The organism is Spiroplasma mirum ATCC 29335 (genome assembly GCF_000565195.1).
Taxonomy (GTDB): Bacteria; Bacillota_I; Bacilli_A; order Mycoplasmatales; family Mycoplasmataceae; genus Spiroplasma; species Spiroplasma mirum.
This window is the reverse complement of the sequence record NZ_CP006720.1, coordinates 897416-911083: the sequence shown is the minus strand read 5'-3', so window position 1 is coordinate 911083 and position 13668 is coordinate 897416. Positions and strand designations below refer to the sequence as shown.

Genomic DNA, 13668 nt, shown 5'->3' with positions numbered 1-13668 from the left:
TTTGCTCTTGAATTATTTGGCACCGCTATTTTAATTGTGATTTGCAATGCTGCTGTTGCTAACATGGTTTTAAAAAATATCAAAGGTAACGGAGGTGGCTATATGGCAATTGTTGCTGGATGAAGATGTGGGGTGATCCTGGGAGCTATGATTTCAACTGCACTGCATGGGGTTGCACACTTAAATCCAACCATCACATTGTCTTTTATTATTCAAAAAACATGGTTCAATTTACACGGGTGATTTTTAGTTCCTGCGCTCTTACTTGCCCAAATTCTAGGGGCTATCATTGGTCAAATTTTTGTTGACATTATTTATTGAAAACACCTTTATCAAACAATCAACACTGAATCTAATAATTTGGTATTATCAATTGAAGATATTGAATTTCCTCAGGAATCTTTTGATGTTGTGTTAAGTTTACTAACTTTTCATTATTATTTAAATTCATTTTCTGATATTTGTGCAAAGGTTAATAATTACTTAACAAAAAATGGGGAGTTTATTTTTTTGTTGAACACCCATTCTTTACGGCGGAGGGTTCAGAAAATTGATTTTATAATAACCAAGGGCAAATTTTGCACTGGCCAGTGGACAATTATTTTAGTGAAGGTGTTCGTGAAACGAATTTTTTAGGTGAAAAAGTTTTTAAATATTATCGAACATTAACAACATATATTAATGAATTGATTAACCATGGTTTTGAAATTACCCATCTTGTTGAACCAAAACCGGATAGTAAACTATTAGCAACAGTTTTAGGGATAGAAGATGAATTGCGAAGACCAATGATGCTATTAATTGCTGCGAGAAAAAGATAACTAAATTAAATATAAAAATTTGATAAAGTTAATGAAATTGCTAAAGAAATTATTAGTGGCAAAAGGATTCCTTTTTATTAAAAGAAAAATTTAAATTTTATCAATTATTAGTAAACTTTTTACTTCTTTTGCTTGTAATTTATAATTTTTTGTATTATTATTTAAGTGTAATTGAATGCGTTGAAGGAAAGAGCACGATAGTGCTCTTTCTTTAATGCGAATCAAATTATATATTTATAAATGAGGTTGGGTGTTAATGAAAAATTGAGAACAAATTAAATTGACAATTATTGAAAAATTAAAATCTTATTTAGAAGAATAAGAATTAGAATTATTTGATATTGAATATTTAAAAGAATTTAATAGTAATGTTTTACAAATTTTAATTGAGTCAAAAGATGCGAAAATAATTGATTTAGATTATTTAGTTGAAATTAGTGAAGTAATTAATCCATTAATTGATGAGCTTGATTTAATATCAGAATAATACTTATTGAAAATCTCAACACCGGAAGCTAAAAAACCACTACGGAATTTTTCCGAACTTGCCCATTAGCTTAATCAGTAAGTACCTTTATCTGGAACTAAAACAACCAGTAAATGGTTTAACTGAAATCACCGGAACTTTACAAGCAGTTGATAATAACACCCAATTATCACCTTACAATATTTTGTTAAAGGTGTTAAAAAACAATTAAAAACAAATTATCAAAATATAAATTTTGCTAGATGTGCAGTTAAATTTTAAGAAAGGAAATTTTATAACCATGATTAATGGAGCAAAGTTACTAAGTACAATTGATGAAATTGTAAAAGAGAAACAAATTAACCGAACAATAATTTTAGAGTCAATTAAAGAAGGGATTAAAAAAGCTTATGAAAAGCATTTTGACCCCGAAGCAACAATTATTGTTAATATTGATAACCAAACCGGACAAATTACTGTTCAAAAAGAATTAAAAGTTGTTAAAAAAGTTAAAGATGATTTATTAGAAATTGGTCTTAATGAAGCAAAAAAAGAATATGGTGAAAATGTTACAATTGGTGATACTATTTACGAACCAATTAATTCCGAAGAATTCTCACGGTTAGCAATTATTCAAGTTGGGCAAATTATTAAACAACAAATTAAAGAAGCTGAAAAAGACTCAATTTTTGATGAATATATTAATGAAAAGGGAAACTTAATGAGCGGGGTTGTGATTACCGCTGAAGAACGTTATTTATTAATTGAAGTTGGCCGAACATTTGCTTATATGCCTCATAAAAATTTAATTTTTTCTGACCATTATGATGTTGGTAATCAAATTTTGTTTTTAGCCGAAGATGTTAATAAATCAAAAAATGCTGGCCAAATTACTGCTTCCCGAACAAACAATGATTTCTTAGCAAAATTGATGGAACGGGAAGTCCCAGAAATCTTTGAAAAAGTTATTGAAATTAAAGCCATTGCCCGTGACCCTGGTCGTCGTAGTAAGATTGCTGTTTTTAGTCACAATGAAAACATTGATCCGATTGGGGCTTGTGTTGGGACAAAAGGGAGTCGAATTAATAAGGTAATTGAAGAATTAAATGATGAAAAAATTGATATTTGTATTTATAGTCTAAATAATAAAGAATTTATTATTAACTCGTTATCACCAGTTAAAGTAATTTCAATTGTAACTAATGATAAAAATAAGGAAGCAGATGTTGTGGTTCCCGATGAACAATTATCATTAGCAATTGGTAAGGGTGGAAGCGCTGCTAAATTAGTTGCTAAATTAACAAAATGAAAATTAAATATTATTAACTATTCGGAAGCATTGACTAATAAAACTAATATTTTATGAAATGGGAATATTAATGAAGAAGAATTAGCGGATTTAAAAATTAAGTTAAAAGATAAGGTTAAAGAAAAACAAACTAAATTTGAAGAAAAACAAAGCGTCGCGCCCCGAGAATTACCAGAAGTTGAAACTTTTGAAATTATTGAGGAACACTTAGTTGAAGATAACAATGGTTATTTAGATAACGAAGAAAATTACCATGTGGAAAGTTTAGTTGAAGAAAATGATGTTGATATTCAACAAAAATTACAAAAAGAAATTGCCACAATAGAAGATACTTTATCTTTCTTTGAGGAAAATAATCATTATAAAGATGATGAAGAAATTAATTATGATGAATATGATGATTATTACGCAGATAAATAGTTAAGTAAAATGAGGTAAATAAAATGCAAACTAAAAAGAAAATTTCGCTTCGTAAGTGTGTTGTTTCTAACCAAATGTATCCAAAAAAAGAACTAATTCGGGTTGTCAAAACAACGAATGATGAAGTTTTAATTGACTCCACGGGAAAATTAAATGGAAGAGGAGCATATCTTCGCCCAACATTAGCTATTTGAGAACAAGCCAAAAAAAATCGCGCTCTGGAACGAGCTTTGCATATGAAACTATCCGATGAGTTTTATGAAGAACTAAAAAAAGAAATTGTTGAAGGATGAGATTAAGTGGAAAGCCAAATTTATAGCTTACTTGGGCTAAGCCAACGAGCCCGCAAAATAATAACTGGTCAATTGTTAATTAACGCCATTAAAGCCCAAAAAGTTTTTCTTGTCATCACCACAGTGCAAATAGGAGCTAGTCAAGAAAAAATGTTTAATCAGAAATGTTATTATTATCACATTCCGTATTTTAACCGTTTAGATACTGAAACATTATCAACCGCCATTGGAAAACAAAATTGTAAAGCAATTGGGATATCTGATCAACAATTAGCAACAAGAATTATTGAGTTATTGACTAATTAAGAAAGAAAAGAAGGATGCTGTATGGAAAATCGGAAAAATAAACCAATGAAAAAAACATTGGCTAAAAACCAAAGAAATCGAATTCAATCACAATTAAAAACAGTGGAAGCACATGTTGAAAAAGGGGTTTTTGTTTATTCAGAAGCAATTTCAATTGCGGAATTTGCTAATAAACTCAATAAACCAGTCAGCGAAGTGATTAAATATTTCTTTATGAAAGGAATTATGTTAAACCAAAACACTATTTTAACTGAAGAGCAATTGGGAGAGTTAAGTTTAGAATTTGGATTAGATTTTAAAAAAGAGCGTTCAGTTACGCATGAAAATTTATTAGAAAATTTTGAGGTTGATGATAACCCTGACACTTTAGAACAACGTCCCCCAATTGTCACAATTATGGGTCATGTTGACCATGGGAAAACGACCTTATTAGATACAATCCGTAATTCAAATATTGTTGGTGGTGAATATGGGGGAATTACTCAACATATTGGGGCTTATCAAATTTTAACAAAGTCAAATCAAAAAATTACTTTTGTTGATACTCCTGGTCATGAGGCCTTTACCCAAATGCGTGCGCGCGGAAGTGCAGTAACCGACATTGTTGTATTAGTCGTGGCGGCTGATGATGGGGTGATGCCCCAAACTAAAGAAGCGATTGACCATGCCAAAGCGGCCCAAGTACCAATTATTGTTTTTGTCAATAAAATGGATAAACTCGAAGCTAATATTGACAATGTTATGATGCAACTAGCCCAAGAAGACTTAACAAGTGAAGAATGGGGTGGCCAAACACCGTTTGTAAAAGGAAGTGCCAAATCGCGCCTTGGTATTGATGAATTATTAGAAACAATTTTATTGATTGCGGAATTAAATGAATTGAAAACCAATCCCAACCGGTTTGCGATTGGAACCGTGATTGAATCTCATTTAGATAAGGGGGTTGGTCCAGTTGCCACTTTATTAGTTCAGTCAGGAACATTAAAATTAAAAGATGCGTTGGTAGCGGGTTATACTTTTGGTTATGTTCGTGATTTAACTGATGAAACCGGAAAAAAAATTAAGCAAGCTGGTCCTTCAACTCCAGTTATTATGCACGGATTAAATGAAGTTCCGAATGCCGGTGATAAATTCATGGTCTTTCGAGATGAAAAATTAGCCCGCGAAGTTGCTTTAAAACGAAAAACTAATGATATTATTAAAAAACGCCATAAATCGCAAGCCTTTTCGTTAGAAGCGTTATCTGATCAAATTAAAGATGGGCAGTTAAAACAGATTAATTTAATTTTAAAAGCTGACACCCAAGGGACGGTTGAAGCTTTACAAGCAAGTTTACAAAAAATTAAAATTCCTGGGGTTAAAGTTAACATTATTCGCGCAACAGTGGGGGGGATTTCCAATAGTGATGTGACATTAGGGCTAGCCAGTCAAGCCTTAATTATTGGTTTCAATGTGCGACCAACTGCCCAAGTGCGAAAAAAAAGCAGATGAAGATGGTGTTGAAATTCGCTTATACAATGTGATTTATAAAGTTATCGAAGATATTGAAGCGGCGGCGAAGGGAATGCTTGACCCAGTAATTGAAGAAGTAGTAACCGGACAAGCCGAAGTTCGCCAATTATTTAAACACTCAGCAGTTGGAACAATTGCGGGATGTCATGTCATTGATGGGGTTATCCCCCGAAAATCAAAAGTTCGTATTTTAAGAGATGGCGTTGTTGTTTATCAAGGCGAATTGTCTTCGCTAAAACACTTAAAAGATGATATTAAAGAAGCAAAAGAAGGCAGTGATTGTGGGTTAACTGTCAAAAACTATAATGATCTTAAAGAAGGCGATATTGTAGAAGCTTACGAAGAGAAAGTTGTTAAAAACTAATTAATACCTAAGATTAATCTTAGGTTTTTCTTTTGCTCCATTTATTTTTTACCATTTTTGCATAGAGTTTCCTTTTTAAACTTTTCAGTTTTCAAGAAGTTAAAAAATAGGTATACTTATTATAAGGAATAAACAAGGAGAATTCAGAGTTAATGTTAGCAGTAATTGTCAAAGTGCATAATTTAACCAAGAAATACCAAACCAAAACCGCCATTAAAGATTTTTCTTTTGTGATCCATGCTGGTGAGCGGATTGGAATTATTGGAGCTCATGGGAGTGAAAAATCAACTCTGAGTGAAATTAATTGCGGGAATCAGTACCCCCCAAACCCCCAACGCGTGGGGAAGTAATTAAAAGTCTGGGTTTACAAATTGGTATTCAGTTCTAAGATTTAAAATACCCAATGGGAATTACCGTGATGGATATGATTTATTATTGTGATACTTTTAATATTAAATGCCAAAAGGATGAAGTGTTGAATTTACTAGTAACTTATCAATTAACTAATTTAGCGAAAAAAAATATTAATAGCTTATCGGGTGGTCAACAACAGCGCTTAAATATTTTGTTAGCAGTAATTCACCAACCGGATTTAGTTATTTTAGATGAAATTTCCTCGGGGCTAGATATTGAAGTTAAAAAAATTATTTTTACTTTTTTAGAAATAAATAAAATATTATTGCCAATAATCGGGCGATGTTATTGGTATCCCATAATATCATAATATGGAAGAAATTAAACACTTTTGTGAGCGGATTTTATATTTAAATGCCGGAAAACTTAAAGCCGATACGAGTGTAAAAGCCGTTGTTAGCGAGTATGGTAGTGTTTTTAACTATACCAAAGCAATGTTTGATTATTATAAAAACCACGAGCCAGCTGATAGCAAAAACTAACCAGCCCAAATTAAAAGAACATCTTAAACGCTAATAATAATGTGGCTAAGATGTTCAAGTTAATAAGTAATTAATGATTAATATAAGATCACATTTGATCTGTTGTATTGATAATTGTTTATAATTAATAATTGTAATTTCCCGTTACTTAAAAATTTTCATCATTTCAATTTTTTGTTAAGTTATTTGCCCGAATAATTTTATCTTCTAAATCAGGTTGTTTGATTTTAATTAACGCACAAAAAATAATATCGGCAATTAAAATTTGAACAACTTTAGCAGATAAGGATAAGGACGGAAACCCTTCGTTTTCTTGGGAATGTAATTCAAATAATAATAAATGTTTTATTTGATATAATTTATTAAGTTCTTTGTTATTGGTAATTAACGCAACCTCAATATTAAACTTGTTAGCTAAATTGATGATTGAAACAATTTCTTTTGTTACACCAGATTTACTGAAGATAATTAATAAATCTTCTGGTTCCATATTTTGCATCATAACTATTAAACTATGAACATCTTCGGTGGCAAAACAATTATGACCAATCATATTCAGATTATTACTTAAGACACGACAGGGTAAGAAACTAGTCCCTATTCCAAATGTAAAAATCCTTTTTTTAATAACTAAATTATTAATCAAACCATCTAAAACTGGTAAATCTAAGTTGTCAATTGTTTCGTGAATACTATAAGAATAATAGACCCGAATATTATTAACAATGTTTTCTAAGGCCAATGTGTCATTAATATAATAATTTTTTGATAAGAAATTTAAACGTTCATAAACATGCATTTGGAGTCTTTTAATATTTTTATAACCTAAATGTTTCGCCATTCTGGTGATTGTGGACTCGGAAACATAATAATTTTTGGCTAATTCGGTAATTGTTTTATTAGTAAAAAACTTTGGATCTTCAATGATTTTTTCAATAATTGAAATTTCTGTATCAGTCAAATTTGCTTTATCATACTCAAGTACTTTTAACATAACCTTGTATACCCTCTTCTATTGTGAAAATAATTTGCTGAATCCCTGTAATAATTTTACATTAAACTTTTATAAAATTTCAAATGAAAATGCCGAATAATTTCTGGAAATTATATAATTTTTTTATTTTATTTAAAATTTATTTCTGAAAATTTTAAAAATAAAAGGTAAAATTTATTTTTTTTTATAATAAAATATCAGTAGAATAACAAGAAAATTTCTTATTGTTCTACGGTCCAGGAAAATTCTTAAAATTACTAACTTTTTTCATATTTCTGAAAAGTTTAAAAATTTTTAGGAATTATCCTTGCACTATTTAAGTTTAGGGGTTATAAATATTTTAGTGTAAATAAAATTAATTAGAAATAAATTTTAATAGATAGGTTTGGTAAATTAATAATGCAAATAGGATCCAATTAAATTAAGATGACTAGTCAAAATATTACTTATTTATCAATTTTTATTGTCGGATTAGTAGTTAGCTTTTTTTTCTTGTGGTTATGATTTTTCATTCGCCACTGGCTAGCAAAAACCGAAGATTACTATAGCAAGCGGAATTTAAATTTATGGAGTTATTTTAAGCGCAATATCTCATTATTTGCCGCCATGTTTTTCTTTGTTATTGCCTTATCAGCCCTGTTTATTTGAATAACTTAATAATTAATTTATTTATATGTATTAATTAGCAGAAAGGAATACTTGACGATGAGTGAAGTCAAACAAACAAAGTTAAAACCATTTGTCTCGCGCGCTTGATGAAAGCAATCAAACCAACGAACAATGGGAACCCTAAGTAAATTAAGTAAAGCCTTTTTACTACCAATTGCGCTCTTACCAATTGCCGGGATTTTTCTTGGTGTTGGAGCAACGATTACTTCCAAAGTTGACGCCAATAGTGCCGCCTGATATTTTGGTAACTTTTTAAACCAAATGGGGAACATCGCTTTTGGTAACTTACCAGTCTTATTTGCAATTTCAGTAGCGATGGCTTATACTGAAGACGCTGGAGTTGCCGCCTTAACCGCGATGATTGGATTTTTAGTCTTTAATGCAATTCAATTTGCTTTCTTGCACAATGAATATTCCCATTATCAATATACTGTTGATATAATTGGGACTGATAGTAAAGTAATCTTCTCCGGATTAATTGTTAACACCGATTCCTTGCGCAATCCATCCTTAATGGATCCCACGCAATTATTAAACTGAATGCGCACCAGTGATTCTTATGGTCAATTAGTTAAAAATGCTGATCATTTAGTTATTCATGCAAGTAGTACCCAAGTTGATTCATACGGATTATTATTCTATTATGGTTCAACCTGAGCGGTTCAAAATAAATTAACAACCGCTAATTTAGGGATTAATTCACTAAACACTGGGGTATTTGGAGGAATTTTTGTGGGGGCGGTTGCTGCCTGAGCATATAATCATTTCCACAAAACCCAATTACCTTCCGCTTTAAGTTTCTTTAGTGGATCAAAATTAGTTCCAATTATTACTTTCATGGCTGTTATTCCGTTGGCCTTTATTTTTATGTTTATCTGGCCGTTAATTGGGACAGCCTTAGCTTGATTTGGTAACAACTCTGGGAAATTACCAGTGGGGTTAGACTCATTAATTTTTGAGATTTTTGAACGTTCATTAGTACCTTTTGGGCTACACCATGTGTTCTATTCACCATTATGATGAACCCAAGCTGGTGGTTCAATGCCAGATTTAATTAATAATGTTATGAATAAACCATTGGATTATAAAGATTTCTTAGCCCAAATCAATGGGTTAACAGTGGGGGGGGTTCAACTTCCTAAATTTGATATGAGTACCATTACAAATGATCAAGCCCAAGTTTTAGTTGCCGCCTGGGTATCACATTTAAATCCAAATACCATCGCGGCAGTTGGAGATCAAACAATTATGTATAAAATTATTGCTGATCCCTGGGTAACCTTTACCCAAATTCAAGATTTAGGATTAAACCTTGGTCGTTTCCAAACTGGTAAATTTCCATTCATGATGTTTGGATTACCAGCAGCAGCAACAGCAATGTGGTTTGCCGTTCCGAAAGAAAACCGGAAAAAAGTGATGGGGATTTATTTCTCAGCCGCCTTTACGTGTTTCTTAACCGGAATTACTGAACCAATTGAATTTACCTTCTTATTTGTTGCACCATGGTTATTCTATGGTGTCCATATGCCATTATGTGCAATCTCATTTATGCTAATGGGATTATTACATGCCCACACCTCAATGACCGTGTCAGGAGGATTCATTGACTTTATTGTCTTTGGAATTATTCCATTTATTAGTGGAAAAGGAACTAACTTCTACCATATATTATGAGTGGGAGCCATCTTTATCCCGGTTTACTTCTTTTCCTTCTACTTTGCAATTAAATATGGAAAAATTGCCTTGCCAGGTCGCGAAGGAGCAGCTGATAAGTTATATACTAAAGCGGACTTTAAAGCAAAACAAACAGGGAAAGACAAAGATGCCCAAGTTGTGTTAGCAGCGGCCGGTAAAGGTGATGATGCTAAACGGGAAAAAGCTCGTAAAATTATTGAATTTTTAGGGGGAGAAGCTAATATCACCGGTGTTGATTCATGTGCTTCGCGTTTACGATTAACAGTTGTTGATAATACAAAAGTTGATCCCGAAGGAATCAAAGCATTAGGTGGTTGTGCGGGAGTTTTAATTCGTGGAACTTCAGTTCAATGTGTATATGGGGGCGAACAAGAAGTTATTAAACCATATATGCAAGAATTATTAAAAGAAATGCGCGAACAAAAACCACAACCTAAATAATAAATCCAACAAATATTCATTCTGTCAAGAAAGAATGAATATTTTTTTGTTAAAATAAAAGGACTGAAAAACTATTGGCTTAACCTTAGCATTAAATAATAGATTAAAATATGATAAAATAAAAGAAAGATAATTGGAGTGGCATTGATGGAATCAATTTTTAGTTTTACAGAGCAGCAGTTACAAGATGATTTAGTCCAAAAGGGTTTTAAAAAATATTTGGCCCGTCAGTTGTATGATTGAATATATGGTAAAAATATTTATTCTTTTGACGAAATGACGAATATTTCAAAAAGTGACCGGGATAAATTAAAAACAATTTATCAAATTAACTTTTTTGAAATTGTAACTCAACAAGTTTCAAAAGACGGAACGATTAAATTTTTATTTAAATTACCTGATGGTTTTAAAATCGAAACGGTTTTAATGCGCCAAAGTTATGGAAATTCGGTTTGTGTCACAACCCAAGTCGGATGTAATATGGGGTGTGGTTTTTGTGCTTCGGGTTTATTGAAAAAAACTCGTAATTTAACCATCGCTGAAATTGTGACCCAGGTTGTGATGGTTAATAATTATTTGCAAACTTCTCATGAACGGGTAAGTCACTTAGTAGTAATGGGGATCGGAGAACCCTTTGATAATTTTGAAAATGTTATTAATTTTGTCAATATTGTGAATGAACCAAAAGGTTATCAAATTGGGGCCCGTCACATTACAATTTCTACTTGTGGGTTAGTTCCAAAAATTATGGCATTTGCCAATTTACAAACCCAATTTAATTTAGCAATTTCGTTACATGCACCTAATGATGAAATCCGTAATCAATTAATGCCAATTAATAAGGCCTTTCCGATTACCAAATTAATGGAGGCCGTTAAATATTATTTAGCAAAAACTAACCGCCGGGTTACTTTTGAATATATTTTAATAAATGATGTTAATGATAGTGTTGAAAATGCTAAAGAATTAGCTAATTTAATAAAGGGAATGAACGCTTATATTAATTTAATTCCTTATAATAAAGTTGAAGAAAATGCTTATGAACGTAGTACTCATATTAATGAATTTTTTGATACTTTACAAAAACATAAAATTAATTGTATTGTTCGTCGGGAATTTGGTCATGACATTGATGCCGCCTGTGGACAGTTACGAGCTAAAAAAGAAGGGATTATAAGACGGTAATTATTATGAATATTAGATTTGGTTATAAAACAGATGTCGGTTCTTACCGAAGCAACAACCAGGATTATTTTGAGTTTACCACAAATAATTATAATAATTATTTAGCGGTCGTTTGTGATGGGATGGGTGGTCACTTGCATGGCGAAGTTGCCAGTCAACTCGTTGTTAATAGCTTAGTTAGTCACTTTCAAAATTTTAATTTTTCCGGATGAAATGATGAAGAAGTTAACCAGTGGTTACGAAAAACTGTTATTAGTATTCAAGAAGAGATGGTTAACTATGCTAAAATTAATCCAGATACTAGTGATATGGGAACTACTTTAGTAGCAGCATTAATTGCCAACCAAAAGGTCTATGTTGTTAATGTTGGTGATTCACGTTTATACAAATTACATCATAATAAAATTTATCAAATTACAGCCGATCAAAATATGTGGAATTCTACCGAATTAAAAGATAAGCAAGAATTAGAATTTCAAGGTCAATATAAAAAACAATATAATACCAATACTTTTTGAAAAGTTTTAACAAGTGCCTTAGGACCAACTAAAACTTTAAAAATTGATACATATGTTATTGAAGATGTTATGGGGACTTATATTTTAACAACAGATGGTATTCATGACTATGTTGATAAATATGATTTTATTGATGCATTAACTTCTAATAATAAACTAAATGATAAAGTTAAAATTTTAATTGATCGTGCCTTAGAAAACCTTTCAACTGATAATTTAACAGGGTTGATTTTTGAAATTAGTTAGTTTTATTTTAAATTAGATTTTATAGGAATAATTTTAATTAAGTTTTATTTTTTATTTACTATTTTAAATTAATTTAAGTTAATTTTATATTTTAAAATGGAAAAAGTTTTTAAAAATTTTTAATTTTTTTATTTATTTAGTGTAAAATCAAATTGGATAGTTTTTAATCATATTTAAAAACTATTAATTATATGGGAATATTTATATTTATTTTATTGTGTTAAGGGTTTTTCGGTGGGAAGTAGAAACGAGAGGATATTTTATGAAAATTCTATTAAGTATTTTGGGAACAGTAGATTTAGGAGTAATTCCCGCAGTAATATCAACAAATTTGTGCGATTACAATGGGAGTAAGTAACCTAACCATGTTTTTAAATTCGTTAGTATTTAATCTTGTTAAAATTGATTATGCTAAATAAAAATAAAGTTTTAATTAGTTGTTAATTAAAACTTTATTTTTCTTATTTTTATTATATGTTATGATATTTATGAGTTTAAATTAATAATTTAAAGGGTGAGGTAATGGAACAAATTACAAGTGGAACAATTTTACATAATCGTTATGAAATTATTGGCAAGATTGCGGATGGGGGAATGGCCGAAGTTTTTGAAGCTTATGATAATATTTTAAAACGCAACGTGGCAATTAAAATAATGTCGGTTAGTTTGTCTAAAAATAAAGAAGCTGTTTACCGCTTTAACAAAGAATATAATTCAATTGCCCAATTTTCACATAATAATGTTGTGAAGGTTTATGGAACATTTGAAGTTTATGATCGCCAGTGTATTGTTTTAGAACTAGTTAAGGGTTACACTTTAAAAAACCGCTTATTAACCTTAGGGCCTTGTACTTTACATGAACTAATTTATTTTTTTCAGGATATCAATTTAGCAATTATTGAAGCCCACCGCAATGATATTATTCATCGTGATATTAAACCAGAAAATATCTTAATTTCTTATGATGGGAAGATTAAAGTTGCTGATTTTGGAGTTGCCATCTTAGACAATAATAGTGAAGATTTAGAAAATAATAAAATTATTGGAACCTCAAAATATATGGCGCCGGAAATTGTTCAGTCCAAACCAGCTACCAAAAAAAGTGATATTTATGCGCTAGGAATTATGCTATATGAACTAACGATTGGAATGGCTCCGTTTGTGGGAAAAAGTCCGACTTTAGTAGCAGTTAAACATGTTAAAGAACTGCCCTTACCACCACGATTAATTGATCCGCATCTGCCCCAAAGCTTACAAAATGTTATTTTAAAAGCAATTGCCAAAGATCCTAATGAACGCTACCAAACAGTTGAGCAGTTTAATCAAGATTTAACAGCGATTCTTACCCCAACCCATCAAGCAGATAAACCATTACATTTTCGGAATGTCATTGAAATTAAAGGAAAGCGGGTTAAAGTTCGCGACCGTTATCTAGCTATTCCAAAAGTTTTAAATACCAATCTAATTATTACTTTTGCGATTTTTGGTTTATTATTACTAATTATTGGGTTATTACTATCATTTCTTTTATAA

16 protein-coding genes and 1 pseudogene are annotated in these 13668 nt (G+C 30.9%); 16 read left to right on the top strand and 1 reads right to left on the bottom strand.

The genetic code is table 4. The features are described from left to right. The first annotated feature begins 102 nt into the window (after nt 1-102). The 11 genes and pseudogenes from P344_RS06190 (at nt 103) to P344_RS07620 (ending at nt 6387) form a co-directional block, all read left to right on the top strand. Nucleotides 103-636 carry a methyltransferase domain-containing protein gene (locus P344_RS06190; protein ID WP_051413795.1) on the top strand — a complete coding sequence of 178 codons (534 nt, stop codon included), beginning with the start codon at nt 103-105 and terminating at the stop codon, nt 634-636. Continuing rightward, complete coding sequence (locus tag P344_RS07115; RefSeq protein WP_025317710.1) at nt 591-821, top strand: hypothetical protein; 231 nt, start codon at nt 591-593, stop codon at nt 819-821. Before P344_RS06190 ends, P344_RS07115 begins: the two co-directional genes overlap by 46 nt. 325 nt (nt 822-1146) lie before the next feature. Next, on the top strand, nt 1147-1308 hold the full coding sequence (locus P344_RS07645) for a hypothetical protein (protein ID WP_330216938.1): 162 nt from the start codon (nt 1147-1149) through the stop codon (nt 1306-1308). A gap of 58 nt (nt 1309-1366) precedes the next feature. Then, nucleotides 1367-1519 (top strand): LSm family protein, encoded by a 153-nt coding sequence (locus P344_RS07640; protein ID WP_236681374.1) that lies wholly within the window; start codon nt 1367-1369, stop codon nt 1517-1519. A gap of 69 nt (nt 1520-1588) precedes the next feature. Then, a complete protein-coding gene (nusA, locus tag P344_RS04635; RefSeq protein WP_025317709.1) occupies nt 1589-3016 on the top strand; it encodes a transcription termination factor NusA in 1428 nt (475 codons plus the stop codon). Between the two features lie 23 nt (nt 3017-3039). Beyond that, complete coding sequence (gene rnpM / locus P344_RS04630) at nt 3040-3315, top strand: RNase P modulator RnpM (protein ID WP_025317708.1); 276 nt, start codon at nt 3040-3042, stop codon at nt 3313-3315. Next, nucleotides 3316-3615: a L7Ae/L30e/S12e/Gadd45 family ribosomal protein gene (locus P344_RS04625; protein ID WP_025317707.1), complete on the top strand. Its 300-nt coding sequence runs from the start codon at nt 3316-3318 to the stop codon at nt 3613-3615. A gap of 21 nt (nt 3616-3636) precedes the next feature. After that, nucleotides 3637-5491, top strand: a pseudogene (gene infB / locus P344_RS04620) (translation initiation factor IF-2). Between the two features lie 152 nt (nt 5492-5643). Beyond that, a complete protein-coding gene (locus tag P344_RS07630; RefSeq protein WP_236681373.1) occupies nt 5644-5841 on the top strand; it encodes a hypothetical protein in 198 nt (65 codons plus the stop codon). Between the two features lie 68 nt (nt 5842-5909). Further along, nucleotides 5910-6215 (top strand): ATP-binding cassette domain-containing protein, encoded by a 306-nt coding sequence (locus P344_RS07625; RefSeq protein ID WP_236681372.1) that lies wholly within the window; start codon nt 5910-5912, stop codon nt 6213-6215. 1 nt (nt 6216) lies between these two features. Further along, entirely contained in the window at nt 6217-6387 is a 171-nt protein-coding gene (locus tag P344_RS07620) for a hypothetical protein (RefSeq protein WP_236681371.1), read from the top strand. A gap of 148 nt (nt 6388-6535) precedes the next feature. Here P344_RS07620 and P344_RS04610 read toward each other — a convergent pair whose 3' ends face one another. Next, nucleotides 6536-7381, bottom strand: a complete 846-nt coding sequence (locus P344_RS04610; protein WP_025317706.1) for a MurR/RpiR family transcriptional regulator — start codon at nt 7379-7381, stop codon at nt 6536-6538. Between the two features lie 426 nt (nt 7382-7807). Here P344_RS04610 and P344_RS06830 point away from each other — a divergent pair, with 426 nt between their 5' ends. From P344_RS06830 to P344_RS04590, 5 genes are all read left to right on the top strand, one after another. Beyond that, the gene (locus P344_RS06830) at nt 7808-8038 is read left to right on the top strand and encodes a hypothetical protein (protein ID WP_148552328.1); all 231 of its coding nucleotides are present in this window, start codon (nt 7808-7810) and stop codon (nt 8036-8038) included. 48 nt (nt 8039-8086) lie between these two features. Then, entirely contained in the window at nt 8087-10186 is a 2100-nt protein-coding gene (locus tag P344_RS04605) for a PTS transporter subunit EIIC (RefSeq protein WP_025317705.1), read from the top strand. Nucleotides 10187-10333: 147 nt separating this feature from the next. Then, nucleotides 10334-11371, top strand: a complete 1038-nt coding sequence (gene rlmN, locus P344_RS04600) for a dual-specificity RNA methyltransferase RlmN (protein WP_025317704.1) — start codon at nt 10334-10336, stop codon at nt 11369-11371. Nucleotides 11372-11376: 5 nt separating this feature from the next. Beyond that, nucleotides 11377-12135: a PP2C family protein-serine/threonine phosphatase gene (locus P344_RS04595; protein ID WP_025317703.1), complete on the top strand. Its 759-nt coding sequence runs from the start codon at nt 11377-11379 to the stop codon at nt 12133-12135. Nucleotides 12136-12657: 522 nt separating this feature from the next. Further along, nucleotides 12658-13668 (top strand): protein kinase domain-containing protein, encoded by a 1011-nt coding sequence (locus tag P344_RS04590; RefSeq protein ID WP_025317702.1) that lies wholly within the window; start codon nt 12658-12660, stop codon nt 13666-13668.